At 67.9% G+C, this 16,752-nt stretch carries 16 protein-coding genes; 14 read left to right on the top strand and 2 right to left on the bottom strand.

The features are described 5' to 3' along the window. Positions 1–10 precede the first annotated feature (10 nt). The 11 genes from urtA (at position 11) to PM1_RS02595 (ending at position 12,425) form a co-directional block, all read left to right on the top strand. Positions 11–1,261, top strand: a complete 1,251-nt coding sequence (urtA, locus tag PM1_RS02645; RefSeq protein WP_009613316.1) for an urea ABC transporter substrate-binding protein — start codon at positions 11–13, stop codon at positions 1,259–1,261. Between the two features lie 123 nt (positions 1,262–1,384). Beyond that, on the top strand, positions 1,385–2,974 hold the full coding sequence (gene urtB / locus PM1_RS02640; RefSeq protein WP_009613318.1) for an urea ABC transporter permease subunit UrtB: 1,590 nt from the start codon (positions 1,385–1,387) through the stop codon (positions 2,972–2,974). A gap of 136 nt (positions 2,975–3,110) precedes the next feature. Next, the gene (gene urtC, locus PM1_RS02635) at positions 3,111–4,190 is read left to right on the top strand and encodes an urea ABC transporter permease subunit UrtC (protein ID WP_009613321.1); all 1,080 of its coding nucleotides are present in this window, start codon (positions 3,111–3,113) and stop codon (positions 4,188–4,190) included. Next, positions 4,187–5,032 (top strand): urea ABC transporter ATP-binding protein UrtD, encoded by an 846-nt coding sequence (gene urtD / locus PM1_RS02630; protein WP_009613323.1) that lies wholly within the window; start codon positions 4,187–4,189, stop codon positions 5,030–5,032. The genes urtC and urtD overlap by 4 nt, the downstream gene beginning before the upstream one ends. Before the next feature lie 386 nt (positions 5,033–5,418). Beyond that, complete coding sequence (gene urtE / locus PM1_RS02625; protein ID WP_009613326.1) at positions 5,419–6,117, top strand: urea ABC transporter ATP-binding subunit UrtE; 699 nt, start codon at positions 5,419–5,421, stop codon at positions 6,115–6,117. A 321-nt stretch (positions 6,118–6,438) separates the two neighbouring features. After that, positions 6,439–7,272, top strand: a complete 834-nt coding sequence (locus PM1_RS02620) for an urease accessory protein UreD (protein WP_009613328.1) — start codon at positions 6,439–6,441, stop codon at positions 7,270–7,272. Position 7,273: 1 nt separating this feature from the next. After that, a complete protein-coding gene (locus PM1_RS02615) occupies positions 7,274–7,576 on the top strand; it encodes an urease subunit gamma (RefSeq protein ID WP_009613330.1) in 303 nt (100 codons plus the stop codon). A gap of 43 nt (positions 7,577–7,619) precedes the next feature. Continuing rightward, on the top strand, positions 7,620–8,126 hold the full coding sequence (locus tag PM1_RS02610; RefSeq protein ID WP_009613332.1) for a GNAT family N-acetyltransferase: 507 nt from the start codon (positions 7,620–7,622) through the stop codon (positions 8,124–8,126). A 156-nt stretch (positions 8,127–8,282) separates the two neighbouring features. Further along, entirely contained in the window at positions 8,283–8,588 is a 306-nt protein-coding gene (locus PM1_RS02605) for an urease subunit beta (RefSeq protein ID WP_009613335.1), read from the top strand. A gap of 109 nt (positions 8,589–8,697) precedes the next feature. Beyond that, positions 8,698–10,398, top strand: coding sequence for an urease subunit alpha (gene ureC, locus PM1_RS02600; protein ID WP_009613337.1), 1,701 nt, complete (start codon positions 8,698–8,700; stop codon positions 10,396–10,398). Between the two features lie 779 nt (positions 10,399–11,177). Beyond that, on the top strand, positions 11,178–12,425 hold the full coding sequence (locus PM1_RS02595; protein ID WP_009613339.1) for a substrate-binding protein: 1,248 nt from the start codon (positions 11,178–11,180) through the stop codon (positions 12,423–12,425). Between the two features lie 6 nt (positions 12,426–12,431). Here PM1_RS02595 and PM1_RS02590 read toward each other — a convergent pair whose 3' ends face one another. Continuing rightward, positions 12,432–12,695 (bottom strand): DksA/TraR family C4-type zinc finger protein, encoded by a 264-nt coding sequence (locus tag PM1_RS02590; protein WP_009613342.1) that lies wholly within the window; start codon positions 12,693–12,695, stop codon positions 12,432–12,434. 156 nt (positions 12,696–12,851) lie between these two features. Here PM1_RS02590 and PM1_RS02585 point away from each other — a divergent pair, with 156 nt between their 5' ends. Further along, a complete protein-coding gene (locus PM1_RS02585; RefSeq protein ID WP_009613343.1) occupies positions 12,852–13,523 on the top strand; it encodes a hypothetical protein in 672 nt (223 codons plus the stop codon). 99 nt (positions 13,524–13,622) lie between these two features. Continuing rightward, entirely contained in the window at positions 13,623–14,279 is a 657-nt protein-coding gene (locus PM1_RS02580; protein ID WP_009613345.1) for a hypothetical protein, read from the top strand. Between the two features lie 6 nt (positions 14,280–14,285). On the opposite strand, the gene PM1_RS02575 is transcribed toward PM1_RS02580, so the two are convergent. After that, positions 14,286–15,149 carry an isocitrate lyase/PEP mutase family protein gene (locus tag PM1_RS02575; protein WP_009613347.1) on the bottom strand — a complete coding sequence of 288 codons (864 nt, stop codon included), beginning with the start codon at positions 15,147–15,149 and terminating at the stop codon, positions 14,286–14,288. A gap of 217 nt (positions 15,150–15,366) precedes the next feature. On the opposite strand from PM1_RS02575, the gene PM1_RS02570 reads away from it, so the two are divergent. Further along, positions 15,367–16,632, top strand: coding sequence for an Hsp70 family protein (locus tag PM1_RS02570; RefSeq protein WP_009613350.1), 1,266 nt, complete (start codon positions 15,367–15,369; stop codon positions 16,630–16,632). Positions 16,633–16,752: the final 120 nt, after the last annotated feature.

The following is a 16,752-nucleotide window of genomic DNA, read 5'->3' as shown; positions in this document are numbered from 1 at the left end:
GGCTGCCGCGATGAAACGTCGTCCCCTGTTGAAAAGCACCCTGGCGGTGAGCGCGCTGCTGCTCACCGGCCTGTTCCCCTTCGGCTCCCAGGCCGCCGAGACCATCAAGGTCGGCATCCTGCATTCGCTGTCCGGCACCATGGCCATCTCCGAGACCTCGCTCAAGGACATGGCGCTGATGACCATCGACGAAATCAACGCCAAGGGCGGAGTGAACGGCAAGAAGCTGGAACCGGTGGTGGTCGACCCGGCCTCGAACTGGCCGCTGTTCGCCGAGAAGGCCCGCCAGCTGCTGACCCAGGACAAGGTCGCGGTGGTCTTCGGCTGCTGGACCAGCGTCTCGCGCAAATCCGTGCTGCCGGTGTTCGAGGAACTCAACGGCCTGCTGTTCTACCCGGTGCAGTACGAGGGCGAGGAAATGTCGCCCAACGTCTTCTACACCGGCGCGGCGCCGAACCAGCAGGCCATCCCGGCGGTGGAATACCTGATGAGCGAGGACGGCGGCGCGGCCAAGCGCTTCTTCCTGCTCGGCACCGACTACGTCTACCCGCGCACCACCAACAAGATCCTGCGCGCCTTCCTGCACAGCAAGGGCGTGGCCGACAAGGACATCCAGGAGGTCTACACGCCGTTCGGCCACAGCGACTACCAGACCATCGTCGCCGACATCAAGAAGTTCTCCGCCGGCGGCAAGACCGCGGTGATCTCCACCGTCAACGGCGACTCCAACGTGCCCTTCTACAAGGAGCTGGCCAACCAGGGCCTGGAAGCCACCGAAGTGCCGGTGGTGGCCTTCTCGGTGGGCGAGGAAGAACTGCGCGGCATCGACACCAAGCCGCTGGTGGGCAACCTGGCGGCGTGGAACTACTTCGAGTCGGTGAAGAACCCGCAGAACGAGAAGTTCGTCGCCGACTGGAAGGCCTACGCCAAGGCGAAGAACCTGCCGAACTACGCCACCGCCGTGACCAACGACCCGATGGAAGCCACCTACGTCGGCATCCACATGTGGGCCCAGGCCGTGGAGAAGGCCGGCAGCACCGACGTCGGCAAGGTCCGCGAAGCCATGGGCGGGCAGACCTTCAAGGCGCCCTCGGGCTTCACCCTGACCATGGACAAGACCAACCACCACCTGCACAAGCCGGTGATGATCGGCGAAATCCAGGACGACGGGCAGTTCAACGTGGTCTGGAAAACCCCCGAGCCGATCCGCGCCCAGCCCTGGAGCCCGTTCATCCCGGGCAACGACAAGAAGCCGGACTGAGTTGAAAAAAGCTGGAAGCTGGAAGCTGGAAGCTGAAAGCCAAAAGCGACGCGGTCTCGCTTCTAGCTTCTAGCTTCTAGCTTCTAGCTTCCAGCTTCCAGCCTCCAACCAACGAAAAAACCCATGCCTCCACCCGCCCTTATCCGTCTAATCCGAGCCTGCGCCCTGGCGCTGGCCACCCTCCTCGCCCTGCCCGCGCAGGCCGGCCCGGCGCAGGACTTCGCCGCCGCCGACAACGCCGGCCGCGCCACGCTGCTCGAACACTGGGCCGCCGCCCCCGAGGCCGAGCGCCTGCCGCTGCTCGAAGCGCTCCAGGCCGGGCGCTTCGCCGTCGACGCGCAGAACCATGCCTTCCTCCTCGGCGACGACAAGCACTACCGCGCCGCCGAAGGCGACGCCCCGCCCGCCGGCGAGCCCGACAAGCTGCGCCTGAACAACCGCCTGCGCGGCCTGCTCAACACCGCCCTGGCCAGCCACCAGTTGGTGGCGAAGGACCCGACGCTGCGCCTGGAAGCCGCGCGCCAGTTGCAGAAGACCGCCAAGCCCGCGCAGCGCGAACTGCTCGCCCAGCGCACCGGTGCGGAAACCGACGACAAGGTGAAAGCCGCCCTGCAGCTAGCCCTGGCCAACCTGCAACTGGCCGACACCGACCCGCAGGTACGCCTGGCCGCCGTGCGCCTGCTCGGCGACTCCGGCGACCCGCTGGCCCTCACCCGCCTGCAGAACCTGCTCGACCCGGCCGTGGAGGCCGACGAACAGGTGCGCACCGCCGCCGCCACCAGCCTGGCCCAGGTCAAGCGCCGGCTCATGGTCGGCGACCTGCTCGGCCAGGCCTTCAGCGGCCTGTCGCTGGGCTCCATCCTGCTGCTGGCGGCCCTGGGCCTGGCCATCACCTACGGCCTGCTCGGCGTCATCAACATGGCCCATGGCGAGATGCTGATGCTCGGCGCCTACTCCACCTACGTGGTGCAGTCGCTGCTGCAACGCTTCGCCCCCGGCCTGCTGGAGTACTACCCGCTGCTGGCCCTGCCGGTGGCCTTCGGCGTCACCGCGGCCATCGGCATGGCCCTGGAACGCACGGTGATCCGCCACCTCTACGGCCGCCCGCTGGAAACCCTGCTGGCCACCTGGGGCATCAGCCTGGTGCTGATCCAGCTGGTGCGCGTGCTGTTCGGCGCGCAGAACGTCGAGGTGGCCAACCCGGCCTGGCTGTCCGGCGGCGTCCAGCTGCTGCCGAACCTGGTGCTGCCGTGGAACCGCATCGTCCTCATCGGCTTCGCCCTGTTCGTGCTGGCGCTCACCTGGCTGCTGCTCAACCGCACGCGGCTGGGCCTGAACGTCCGCGCGGTGACGCAGAACCGCAACATGGCGGCCTGCTGCGGCGTGCCCACCGGGCGCGTGGACATGCTCGCCTTCGGCCTCGGCTCGGGCATCGCCGGGCTCGGCGGGGTGGCCCTGTCGCAGGTCGGCAACGTCGGCCCGGACCTGGGCCAGAGCTACATCATCGACTCCTTCCTGGTGGTGGTGCTCGGCGGCGTCGGCCAACTGGCCGGCAGCGTCTGCGCGGCCTTCGGCCTGGGCGTGGCGAACAAGATCCTCGAACCGCAGATAGGCGCGGTGCTGGGCAAGATCCTGATCCTGGCGCTGATCATCCTGTTCATCCAGAAACGCCCGCAGGGGCTGTTCGCCCTGAAAGGGAGGGTCATCGATTGATGAAAACGCCAATGCCCGAACCGACCGCTCTTCGTAGGAGCGAGGGGGGCGCCTCAGCCATTGCTCGCGAACAGCCCCAGCAGCGAATCCGTTCGCGAGCAAGCTCGCTCCTACAGGAATCGGGGGAGATCTGCCCGTGAACCAACCACTCACCGTGACGGCCGCGCAGAAGGCCGGCCCGAAACTCACCGCCGGCATCCTCGGCGCGGCCCTCGTCGCGCTGCTGATCCTGCCGCTGCTGCATCTGCTGCCCGAGGCCAATGCCCTGCATCTGTCGGCCTACGGCCTGACGCTGACCGGCAAGATTCTCTGCTACGCCATAGTGGCGCTGGCCCTGGACCTGGTCTGGGGCTACGCCGGCCTGCTGTCCCTCGGCCACGGCCTGTTCTTCGCCCTGGGCGGCTACGCCATGGGCATGTACCTGATGCGCGAGGCGGCCGGCGACGGCCTGCCGGCGTTCATGACCTTCCTGTCGTGGAACGAGCTGCCCTGGTACTGGGCCGGCACCCAGCACTTCCTCTGGGCCTTGTGCCTGGTGGTGCTGGCGCCGGGGCTGCTGGCCTTCGTGTTCGGCTTCTTCGCCTTCCGCTCGCGGATCAAGGGCGTGTACTTCTCGATCATGACCCAGGCCCTGACCTTCGCCGGCATGCTGCTGTTCTTCCGCAACGAGACCGGCTTCGGCGGCAACAACGGCTTCACCAACTTCCGCAGCATCCTCGGCTTTTCGATCACCGCGCCGGGCACCCGCGCCGCGCTGTTCCTGGCCATCGTCCTGCTGCTGGCGGCCAGCCTGGCGCTGGGCTTCGCCCTGGCACGGAGCAAGTTCGGCCGGGTGCTCACCGCCCTGCGCGACGCCGAGAACCGCCTGATGTTCTGCGGCTACGACCCGCGCGGCTACAAGCTGTTCGTCTGGACCCTGAGCGCGGTGATCTGCGGCCTGGCCGGCGCCCTGTTCGTGCCGCTGGTGGGCATCGTCAACCCCAGCGAGATGTCGCCGACCAACTCCATCGAGGCCGCCGTGTGGGTGGCCCTGGGCGGGCGCGGCACGCTGCTCGGCCCGCTGCTCGGCGCCGGCGTGGTGAACGGCGCCAAGAGCTGGTTCACCGTGGCCTTCCCGGAGTACTGGCTGTTCTTCCTCGGCGCCCTGTTCATCGTCGTCACCCTGTACCTGCCGCGGGGCATCCTCGGGCTGATCAAGCGGGAGAAAGCGCAATGAGAGCCGTCCCGCACCTGATGCTGGAACCGGCCTTCGACCCCAGCGGCACGGGCCGCGACGCCGTCGGCCTGGGCGCCAGCGCAAGCCAGGGCCTGGACGTGCGCCACGGCACCCTCCTCACCCTGGAAGACATCAACGTCAGCTTCGACGGCTTCCGCGCCCTGCGCGACCTGACGCTGTACATCGGCGTGGGCGAGCTGCGCTGCATCATCGGCCCCAACGGCGCGGGCAAGACCACGCTGATGGACGTGATCACCGGCAAGACCCGCCCCGACAGCGGCAAGGCGTACTTCGGCGAGACCTACGACCTGCAGCGCATGAGCGAGGTGGAAATCGCCCAGGCCGGCATCGGCCGCAAGTTCCAGAAGCCCACGGTGTTCGAGGCGCTCTCGGTGTTCGAGAACCTGGAGCTGGCGCAGAAGGCCGACAAGTCGGTGTGGGCCAGCCTGCGGGCGAAGCTTTCCGGCGAGCAGAAGGACCGCATCGAGGAAGTGCTGGCCACCATCCGCCTGCGCGAATCGCGCAACCGCCCGGCCGGCCTGCTCTCCCACGGCCAGAAGCAGTTCCTGGAGATCGGCATGCTGCTGGTGCAGGAGCCGCAACTGCTGCTGCTCGACGAACCGGTGGCGGGCATGACCGACGCCGAGACCGAATTCACCGCCGAACTCTTCAAGTCCCTCGCCGGCCAGCACTCGCTGATGGTGGTGGAGCACGACATGGGCTTCGTCGGCAGCATCGCCGACCACGTCAGCGTGCTGCACCAGGGCCACGTGCTGGCCGAGGGCTCGCTGGAAGAGGTGCAGGCGAACGAACAGGTGATCGAGGTTTATTTAGGACGATAAAAGAGTCGATAAGAGCCGATAAAAAGCGCTGGAGGCTGGACGAAAGAGCCGGTGCTTCCTCGTTCAGCCTCCAACCTTAAGCCTCCAGCGGCTTTTAAAACCGATAAGAGCCGAGAAAAGCGCTGGAGGCTGGACGAGGGAGTCGCTTTTTCGTTCAGCCTTCAGCCTCGAGCCTTCAGCGGCTTTTAGAACCGATAAGAGCCGATAAAAAGCGCTGGAGGCTGGACGAGGGAGTCGCTTTTTCGTTCAGCCTTCAGCCTCGAGCCTTCAGCGGCTTTTAGAACCGATAAGAGCCGATAAAAAGCGCTGGAGGCTGGACGAGGGAGTCGCTTTTTCGTTCAGCCTTCAGCCTCGAGCCTTCAGCGGCTTTTCAAAGGATTCAAAGCATGCTCAATGTTGAAAATCTGCATCAGTTCTACGGCGGCAGCCACATCCTCCGCGGCCTGTCGTTCGACGCGAAGATCGGCGAAGTCACCTGCCTGCTCGGGCGCAACGGCGTGGGCAAGACCACCCTGCTGCGCTGCCTGATGGGCCTGGTGCCAGCGCGCGAGGGCAGCGTCAGCTGGGAGGGCAAGGCCATCACCGGCTTCAGGCCGCACCAGCGGGTGCGCGCCGGCATCGCCTACGTGCCCCAGGGCCGCGAAATCTTCCCGCGGCTGAGCGTGGAGGAGAACCTGCTGATGGGCCTGTCCCGCTTCGGCGCCAGGGAAGCGAAGCAGGTGCCGGAATTCATCTACGAACTCTTCCCGGTGCTGCGCGAGATGAAGCAACGCCGCGGCGGCGACCTCTCCGGCGGCCAGCAGCAACAGCTGGCCATCGGCCGCGCCCTGGCCAGCCGCCCGCGGCTGCTGATCCTCGACGAGCCCACCGAAGGCATCCAGCCCTCGGTGATCAAGGAGATCGGCGCGGTGATCCGCAAGCTCGCCGAGCGCGGCGACATGGCCATCCTGCTGGTGGAACAGTTCTACGACTTCGCCGCCGAACTGGCCGACCAGTACCTGGTGATGGCCCGCGGCGAGATCGTCCAGCAGGGCCGCGGCGCGGACATGGAAAGCGAAGGGGTACGCGGGTTGGTGGCCATCTGACGTAGGGCGCATAACGCCTCCGGCGTTATCCGCCGTTTGACCTTGGCCCCAGGCCGCTCGGTGTCGACCTGGGCACCACCCAGGCCGACTTCGGAGCGGCCAGGGAGATGGGTGTATCGGCGGATAACCGCGAACGGTTATTCGCCCTACGCCCCATGATGGTGCATGGCGCGTTCCAACGCACCGCAATCGCGCCCATAGCTGACCACTCGGACAACCCCATCCCCCGCTGCCGCCCAGGCTTGCCAGGCCCACGCACTATCCTGGCGCAGAAGGCACGCCAATTGCTCTACCCAGGGCGACCCCAACAGAACACGCACCATGAACGCACCCGCCGCCCTCTTCCACCCCGCCTGGCACGCCGAGCTGGAGCTGGCCTATGCCCGCGTCGGCGACGGCACGCGGCCGGTCACGCGGCGCCACCTGGGGCCGCTGCGGGTGCAGAAACACCTCTACGCCGAAGGGCCGGAAGTCTGCCAGCACATCGTGGTGCACCCGCCCGGCGGCATCGCCGGCGGCGACACCCTCGCCCTCGACATCCATGCCGGCCCCGATGCCTGGGCCCAGCTCACCAGCCCCGGCGCGGCCAAGTGGTACCGTGCCGCCACGCCGGCCAGCCAGCGCCTGCGCCTCCGCGTCGAGGCCGGCGCCACCCTGGAATGGCTGCCCCAGGAAACCATCGTCTTCTCCGGCGCCCGGGCCGAGCTGCACACCGACATCGACCTGCAGGGCGACGCCCGCCTGTTCTACTGGGACGTGGTCGCCCTCGGCCGCCCCGCCGCCGGCGAGCGCTTCGACCAGGGCCGCTTCGCCGCCACCCTGGACATCCGCCGCGACGGCCGCCGCCTGTGGCACGAACGCCAGCGCATCGACGGCGGCGAGCGCCTGCTGGACTCGCCCATCGGCCTGGCCGGGCAACCGGTCATGGCCACGCTGATCGCCAGCGGGCAGATCGACGCCGAGTTGCTGGAGGCCTGCCGCGCGCTACCCTGCCAGGGCCGCGGCAACCTCACCCAGCTGCCCGGCCTGCTGGTCGCCCGCTGCCTGGCCGCCGAGGCGCTGCACGCCCGCGCCTGGCTCATCGAACTCTGGCGCGCGCTGCGGCCCGCGCTGCTCGGCCGCGAGGCCGTCCCCCCCAGAATCTGGAGCACCTGAGATGGACTTGACGCCCCGCGAGAAAGACAAGCTGCTGATCTTCACCGCCGGCCTGGTGGCCGAACGGCGCCTGGCCCGCGGCCTCAAGCTGAACCACCCGGAAGCCATCGCGCTGATCTCCGCCGCCCTGCTCGAAGGCGCCCGCGACGGCCGCTCGGTGGCCGAGCTGATGCACTATGGCACCACCCTGCTCAGCCGCGAGCAGGTGATGGAAGGCGTGCCGGAGATGATCCCGGAGATCCAGGTGGAAGCCACCTTCCCCGACGGCACCAAGCTGGTCACCGTGCACCAGCCCATCGCCTGATGAGCGGCCGCTTTCGAACGAACCTGCCTGAAGGAACACCGCAATGCTGATCCGCGACGCCAGCCCAGCCGACCTCGGCGCCCTGCGCGACATCTACAACGACGCCGTGCTCAACACCACCGCGATCTGGAACGAAGTCGCCATCGACCTCGACAACCGCCGCGCCTGGCTGGAACTGCGCGCCCAGCAGGGCTTCCCGGTGCTGGTCGCCGAAGATGCCGGCGAAGTGGTGGGCTACGCCAGCTACGGCCCCTGGCGCGCCTTCGACGGCTTCCGCGAAACCGTCGAACACTCGGTGTACGTGCGCGCCGACCAGCGCGGCAAGGGCGTGGGCCCGCAACTAATGCAGGCGCTGATCGACCGCGCCCGCGCCCAGGGCCTGCACGTGATGGTGGCGGCCATCGAGAGCGGCAACGCCGCCTCCATCCGCCTGCACGAACGCCTGGGCTTCGCCACCACCGGGCAGATGCCGCAGGTGGGCCAGAAGTTCGGCCGCTGGCTCGACCTGACCTTCATGCAACTGATCCTCGATGCGCGGGATACGCCCTGACAAAAGACGAGAAAAGCCGCTGGAGGCTGAAGGCTGAACGAGGGAGTCGCTTTTTCGTCCAGCCTCCAGCCTTCAGCCTCCAGCGAATTGAGGGAAGCTGCGCATGAAAAACAGTCGTCAACCCCACACCGACAGGTTCGGCCTCAGGAGCACCCCATGATCCCTGGCGAATACGACGTCCAGCCCGGCGAGATCGAACTCAACGCCGGCCGCCGCACCCTGGCCCTGACCGTGGCCAACGGCGGCGACCGGCCGATCCAGGTCGGCTCGCACTACCACTTCTACGAGACCAACGACGCCCTGCAGTTCGACCGCGAAGCGGCCCGCGGCATGCGCCTGAACATCCCCGCCGGCACCGCGGTGCGCTTCGAGCCGGGGCAGAGCCGCGAGGTGGAGTTGGTGGAGCTGGCTGGCGAGCGTCGCGTCTACGGCTTCGCCGGGCGGGTGATGGGCAATCTGTAAAGCCGATAAGAGCCGATAAGAGCGCTGGAGGCTGGACGAGGGAGTCGCTTTTTCGTTCAGCCTTCAGCCTTAAGCCTCCAGCGGCTTTTAAACCGAGAGGAAGGGAACCATGAAAATCAGCCGCCAAGCGTATGCCGACATGTTCGGCCCCACCGTCGGCGACCGCGTGCGCCTGGCCGACACCGAGCTGTGGATCGAGGTGGAGCAGGACTTCACCGTCTACGGCGAGGAAGTGAAGTTCGGCGGCGGCAAGGTCATCCGCGACGGCATGGGCCAGGGCCAGCTGCCGGCGGCCGGGGTGGTCGACACCGTCATCACCAACGCGCTGATCCTCGACCACTGGGGCATCGTCAAGGCCGACGTGGGCCTCAAGGACGGGCGCATCCAGGCCATCGGCAAGGCCGGCAACCCGGACATCCAGCCCGGCGTGAACATCGCCCTGGGCGCCAGCACCGAAGTCATCGCCGGCGAGGGTATGATCCTCACCGCCGGCGGCATCGACACGCACATCCACTTCATCTGCCCGCAGCAGATCGAAGAAGCGTTGATGAGCGGCGTCACCACCATGATCGGCGGCGGCACCGGGCCTGCCACCGGCACCAACGCCACCACCTGCACCTCCGGGCCCTGGCACCTGGCGCGCATGCTCCAGGCCGCCGACGCCTTCCCGATGAACATCGGCTTCACCGGCAAGGGCAACGCCAGCCTGCCGCTGCCGCTGGAGGAACAGGTGCGCGCCGGCGCCATCGGCCTGAAGCTGCACGAGGACTGGGGCACCACCCCGGCGGCCATCGACAACTGCCTGAGCGTGGCCGACCGCCTCGACGTGCAGGTGGCCATCCACACCGACACCCTCAACGAATCCGGCTTCGTCGAAACCACCCTGGCCGCCTTCAAGGGCCGCACCATCCACACCTACCACACCGAAGGCGCCGGCGGCGGCCACGCGCCGGACATCATCCGCGCCTGCGGCTTCGCCAACGTGCTGCCCAGCTCCACCAACCCGACGCGGCCGTTCACCCGCAACACCATCGACGAACACCTGGACATGCTCATGGTCTGCCACCACCTGGACCCGAGCATCGCCGAGGACGTGGCCTTCGCCGAGTCGCGCATCCGCCGCGAGACCATCGCCGCCGAGGACATCCTCCACGACCTCGGCGCCTTCAGCATGATCAGCTCCGACAGCCAGGCCATGGGCCGCGTCGGCGAAGTGATCACGCGCACCTGGCAGACCGCCGACAAGATGAAGAAACAGCGCGGCGCCCTGGATGGCGACGGCGCGCGCAACGACAACTTCCGCGCCAGGCGCTACATCGCGAAATACACCATCAACCCGGCGATCACCCATGGCGTCAGCCACGAAGTGGGCAGCATCGAAGTGGGCAAGCTGGCCGACCTGGTGCTCTGGCGCCCGGCCTTCTTCGGCGTGAAGCCGAGCCTGATCCTCAAGGGCGGCGCCATCGCCGCCAGCCTGATGGGCGACGCCAACGCCTCCATCCCCACCCCGCAGCCGGTGCACTACCGGCCGATGTTCGCCAGCTACGGCGGCAGCCGCCACGCCACCAGCCTGACCTTCCTCAGCCAGGCCGCCTGGGAATCCGGCCTGCACGCCCGCCTGGGGCTGCACAAGGCCATCGGCGTGGTGCAGGGCTGCCGCACGGTGCGGAAGACCGACCTGATCCACAACGCCTACCTGCCGCACATCGAGGTGGACCCGCAGAACTACCAGGTACGCGCCGACGGCCAACTGCTGTGGTGCGAGCCGGCCGAAGTGTTGCCCATGGCGCAGCGTTACTTCCTGTTCTGAGAATCCCCTCGTAGGATGGTGTTGAGCGAAGCGATACCCATCGCCACGGCATCATGGGTTTCGCAGGCTCAACCCATCCTACGAAGAGCACCTCGGCGCAGCCTGCAAGACAGTCGCGCCTATGCCACAAGCGAGCACGGCTTCTCGGTACACCACGCCATTCCCCTGCGCGCGATTCGCGGGCAGGGCCCGCTTACGTTCCAGGAAGCACGGCTTTTCGTAGGATGGCGTTGAGCGAAGCGATACCCATCAGCGCAACCGCATGGGTTTCGCAAGCTCAACCCATCCTACGAAGGCGCTTCGGCGCAGCCTGCAAGACAGTCGCACCTACGCCACAAGCGAGCACGGCGTCTCGGTACACCACGCCATTCCCCTGTAGGAGCGCGCCCTGCGCGCGATTCGCGGGCAGGGCCCGCTTACGCTCCAGGAAGCACGGCTTTTCGTAGGATGGTGTTGAGCGAAGCGATACCCATCAACGCAACCGCATGGGTTTCGCAAGCTCAACACCATCCTACGAAGAGCACCTCGGCGCAGCCTGCAAGACAGTCGCACCTACGCCACAAGCGAGCACGGCGTCTCGGTACACCACGCCATTCCCCTGTAGGAGCGCGCCCTGCGCGCGATTCGCGGGCAGGGCCCGCTCCTACAGGCGGCTGAAATCCCCCGGGGAAATTCAGAAGACCTCCCCCACCGGCACCGCTTCGCATTTCCCCCCGGAGTCCACCCCCTACGCTGGCAGGGCCTCTGTGCCCGTCCCTCCAGAACAACAAGGACTCCCGATGAAACGACTGACCGCCACCCTGGCCCTGGCGCTGGGCCTGTGCGCCTGCGCCCAGGCCGCCGATCCCATCACCCTGGGCCTCAACTACCCCCGCACCGGCAGCTACCAGAACGAAGGCCGCGACCAGATGCGCGGCGCCCTGCTGGCCATCGACGAAATCAACGCCGGCGGCGGCGTGCTCGGCCGCTCGCTGCGGCTGTCCAGCCACGACAGCGCCTCGCGCTCGAAGAAGGCCGTGGCCAACGTCGACAAGCTGGCCGACGAGGGCGCCGCCATGCTCTTCGGCGGCGCCTCCAGCGCCGTGGCCATCGCCGCCGGCAAGCGCGCCGCCGAGCGCGGGCTGCTGTACTTCGGCGCCGTCACCTACTCCAACGACACCACCGGCAAGGACGGCCACCGCTACATGTTCCGCGAGGGCATCAGCGCCTGGATGAGCGCCCGGGTGCTGGGCCAGTACCTGGCGCAGAAGCACCCGGGCAGCCGCTACTTCTACGTCACCTCCGACTACACCTGGGGCCACACCACCGAAGCCTCGCTGCGCCAGGCCACCGGCACGCAGGACGGCGCCCAGCACCCCGGTCGGCGCATTCCCTTCCCCGCCGTCGGCCTTGCGCACTACCGCGACAGCCTCACCCAGGCGGCCGCCAGCGACGTCCAGGTGCTGGTCCTGGTGCTGTTCGGCCGCGACCTGGAGCGGGCCATGCGGGTGGCCCACGACCTCGGCCTGACCAGGCGCATGCAGATAGTCGCGCCCAACCTCACCCTGAACGTGATCGAGCAGGCCGGGCCGAGCGTGATGGAGGGCTTGATCGGCACCGAGCCCTGGACCTGGCGCGTGCCGGAACTGGAGAACAGCGCCCGCGGCAAGGCCTTCGTCAACGACTACGTGAAGCGCTACCAGAAGTACCCGTCCAGCTCCGCCGCCTCGGCCTACGGCATCGTCTACCAGTGGGCGGACGCCGTGCGGCGCGCCAACAGCCTGGACAGCGAGGCGCTGATCAGGGCCCTGGAAGGCCACCGCTACGCCCTGCTCAAGGGCGAGCAGTACTGGCGCGCGTTCGACCACCAGAACGTGCAGCGCATCTATGCGGTGAAAGTGAAGCCGCGCAGCGAGGTGCTGAAGGACCCGCTGAAGCAGGACTACTTCGAGATCATCCACCAGCTCGACGGCGACCAGGCCGCGCCCAGCCTCGACGAGTGGAAGGCGGAAAGGCGCGCCGCCGGCAAGCCCCCGCTGCTGCAGTGAGGCGCCTCAGCGCAGCTGGCTGTCCTTGCTGCCGCGCCGGTTGTAGCCGGCGAAGGCCGCCTGCTCGTCGTGGGCGGCCTGGCAGTTCACGCACAGACGCACGCCGGGCACGGCCTTGCGCCGCGCCTCGGGAATGGGCGCATCGCACTCCTCGCAATGCGTCAGGCTCTCGCCGCGGGGCAACTGCCTGCGCGCCCGGGCGACTGCGTCCTCGATGGTGCTGTCGATCTGTTCCTGCACCGCGCCGTCGTTCGCCCAACCACTGGCCATGGCAACCTCCGATCAAACTTTGTACAGATTGCAGATATTGGCGCCCCGGCGGCCGATTGCAAGGGCGAAAACGCGGCGGGGTGCGCTGAAAAGCCCCTTCCCCGGGCGCCGCGCAACGAGAACAATAGCGCGCTTTCCCGCCATGGATGTTCCCCGATGCGAATCCTCCCGTCTCCTCTGCGCCACTGTCTGCCGCTGGCGCTCTGCGCCCTGCTCGGCGGCCAGGCCCTGGCCGCCGAGGCCCCCGGCGTCGAAGCCAGCCTGGTCGATGCCAACCGCTACCTGCTGCTGTACAGCGCCACTGCCGACGAGCGCTTCCTCGACCGCCTGGACGCCACCGGCAAGCACCTGCAGGCGGCCCTCGGGCAGCGCCAGGACGCCGCCGCGCTGCACGCGCTCTGGGCCAGCTACGAGCAGGGCCGGCAGCAGATGCTGGCCGAGCACGCCGCCCGCAAGCTCGACCAGAACGGCGAGATGGCCCGCAGCCTGAAGCTCGCCGAGCCCCTGGATGCCTACCTGCAAGCCCATCCCCTGGCCACGCCGGGGCTGGCCGACGATCTGCGCAGCCTCGCCCTGCTCACCGCCCGCCTGGCCAACCTGCAGAAGGTCGACGGCCCGCGCGCCGAAGCCGAGGCGGCGAACGTCAAGGCCCTGGACGAGCGCATCCAGCAGCGCATCGACGCCCTGGCGAAGAGCGACCCGGCCCTGCACGACGAACTGGACAAGCGCTGGCGCTACCTGCAGGTCAGCCAGCGCAACGGCCAGCAACTGCTCTACCCCTTCAACGCGCAGATCGAGGCCATGCTCGGCAAGCTGGCCGGCGCCTGACGGGGACCCGGAGGCGGTCTACCGCAGCTTCGGAATCGTCCGATATCCGGCGCCGGGAGGGCCGCCAAGAATGGCGGCTCCATCGCCAGGAGCCGCCCCATGCACCGCCTCGTCCTTTCCCTGCTGCTGAGCCTGCTGGCCAGCCTGCCGACCGCGGCCCTGGCCGATGACTTCGACGCCACCCTGCAGGCCGCGCAGCGCTACCTGCTGCTCTACAGCGCCACGGGGGACGAACGCTTCCTCAAGCGCCTGGAACGGCTCGACGAGGCCTTCCAGGGCCAGGTCGCCGAACAGCACAACGGCGAGACGCTACAGGACATCTGGTCGCTCTACGGCGAAACGGTGGCGCAGGTGGAAAGCGGCTACGAACAGAGCGGCCCGGCGCTGCGCCAGGCGCTGGCCCAGGCCCTGGAAGTCTCGGCGCTGCTGCAGGAATTCCGCCTCCAGCCCGGCGCCGCGCCGGGGGATGCGACCCTGGCGGCCAACCTGCAGCGCCTGGCCCTGCTACAGGCCAAGCGGGCCAACCACCGCCTGCTGGGGGAAGACACCGACACCCTGCGCGAGGCCATCGCCAACCTGCAGCAGACCATCGAGACGCAGTTCGCCGCCCTGCCGGCCAGCGTCGAAGGCGAGGCGATGCGCGCCCGCTGGCGCTACCTGCGGCTGACCGAGCGCCCGGCCGGCACCCTGCTCTACCCGTTCAACGCCCAGGTCGAGTACCTGCTGGAGAAGCTCGGCGAGAACGGGGAAGCCTGAAAGGCCCTACTCCTTCACTTCCATGTATTCCCTGGCGAAGATCTGGTACTCCTCCGGCAGGGTGTACTTCTTCGCCAGCTCCGAGGCTGTCAGGTCGGACGCATCCACGCCGCGCTGCTCGCGCAGGCAGTCGTAGGTGGCCTTGATGGCGGCGAAGTAGGCGGCATGGCCGTCCACCACGATGCGCACGCCGAGCTTGGCCAGGCGCTTGTCGTCGTGCAGCTTCGGGTTGCCGTAGGACACCAGCATCAGCGGCACGCTCAGGTGCCGGGCGATGGCCTCCAGGTGCTCGAAGTCGCGGATGCCGACCATGCAGATGCCGTCGGCGCCGGCGGCCTGGTAGGCCAGGGTGCGGCGGATCACGTCGTCCACCTCGATCACCTCGGCGTTGGTCCGCGCTATGATCGCCATCTCCTGGTCCACCCGCGCCTCCAGCGCCGCGCGGATCTTGCCCACGCCCTCCTCCACCGGGATCAGGTCGGTGGACTTGCGGCCGAACTGCGCCGGCAACAGGGTGTCCTCGATGGTCAGCGCGGCCACGCCGGCGCGCTCCAGCTCGACGATGGTGCGCATCACGTTCAGCGCGTTGCCGTAGCCGTGGTCGGCGTCGGCGATCACCGGCAGGCGCGCCACGCGGCCGATGCGGGTGGCCTGCTCGACGAACTCGCTGAGGGTGATGAGGGCGAAGTCGGGCGCCGCGAGCACTTGTAGCGAAGCTACAGAACCACCCAGGATGCCGACCTCGAAGCCGAGGTCACCGGCGATGCGCGCCGACATCGGGTCGAACACCGATGCCGTGTGGTAGCAGGAGGAAGAGTTCAGCAACGCCCGGAAACTCTGGCGTAGCTCGTGGTGGGAGGCTCTGTGCATGGCGGGATCCAACTGCGACCTGGAAGTGGGAAAGGGTTCTGCGGAATCGGCAAACTCATGTAGCAAAACTACAGGATGGCAAATGTAGCAAAACTACAAGGCCTTCCCAAGCACTCTATAACCTCCACCGTCCAGCGGCACATGAGCCGATAGTCGAGCAGGCCCGGGCGCTCTCGCGTAAACTGCGCGGCCGTTTTTTTCGCCGGACCTTTCCGCCATGCTGCACTCCACTGACGCCCGCGCCCTGGGCATCGACTTCGGCACCTCCAACTCCACCGTCGGCTGGTGGCGCCCCGGGATGGAACCGCTGATCGCACTGGAAGACGGCAAGATCACTCTACCCTCGGTGGTCTTCTTCAACACCGAGGAGCGCCGCCCGGTCTACGGCCGCCAGGCCCTGGGCGAATACCTGGAAGGCTACGAGGGGCGCCTGATGCGCTCGCTGAAGAGCCTGCTCGGCTCGCCGCTGCTCAAGAGCGAGACCACGGTGCTGGGCAGCGCCCTGCCGTTCAAGGACCTGCTCGGGTTGTTCATCGGCGAGCTGAAGAAGCGCGCCGAGGTAGTCGCCGGCCGCGAGTTCGAGGCCGTGGTGCTGGGCCGCCCGGTATTCTTCGTCGACGACGATCCCGAGGCCGACCGAGAAGCCCAGGACACCCTGGTGGCGGTGGCGCGGAAGCTCGGCTTCAAGGACATCTCCTTCCAGTACGAGCCCCTGGCCGCGGCCTTCGACTACGAGCGCGGTATCCAGCACGAGGAACTGGTGCTGATCGTCGACATCGGCGGCGGCACCTCGGACTTCTCCCTGGTGCGCCTGGCCCCGGAGCGCCGCGAGCAGGCCGAGCGCCAGGCCGACATCCTGGCCACCGGCGGCGTGCACATCGGCGGCACCGACTTCGACAAGCAGCTCAGCCTGCAGGGCGTGATGCCGCTGTTCGGCTACGGCAGCCGGATGAAGTCCGACGCGCTGATGCCCACCAGCTACCACCTGAACCTGGCCACCTGGCACACCATCAACGCGGTGTACGCGCAGAAGTCGCAGCTGGCGCTGAAGAACATGCGCTACGACATCGTCGACGGCACCGGCATCGACCGCCTGTTCCGCCTGATCGAACAGCGCGCCGGGCACTGGCTGGCGATGCAGGTGGAGGCCAGCAAGATCGAGTTGAGCGACAGCCAGCGCCGCGACATCGACCTGGCGCGCATCGAGCCAGGCCTGGTGGCCGAACTGACCCGCGAGCTGTTCGAGGGAGCGATAGAGCCGCAACTGGAACGCGTGCGCGCCGGCATCGGCAAGCTGCTGGGCGATGCCGACATCGACCCGGACAAGGTCGACACCGTGTTCTTCACCGGCGGCTCCAGCGGCGTCCCGGCCCTGCGCCAGAGCGTGGCCGCCATGCTGCCCAACGCCCGCCACGTCGATGGCGACCGCTTTGGCGGCATCGGTAGCGGTTTGGCTATCGAGGCGAAAAAGCGCTACGGCTGAGGGGCAGCCTCTTCGTAGGAGCGAGCTTGCTCGCGAATCGTGCCTACCGGGGACTTTGGGGGGTGGCCTGTAGAGCGCCCTCTCCCTAACCCTCTCCCTGAAGGGAGAGGGGACCGTTCG

This window comes from Pseudomonas sp. M1, from assembly GCF_022760135.1.
Classification (GTDB): domain Bacteria; phylum Pseudomonadota; class Gammaproteobacteria; order Pseudomonadales; family Pseudomonadaceae; genus Pseudomonas; species Pseudomonas citronellolis.
This window is presented reverse-complemented; position numbering and strand designations above follow the sequence as displayed.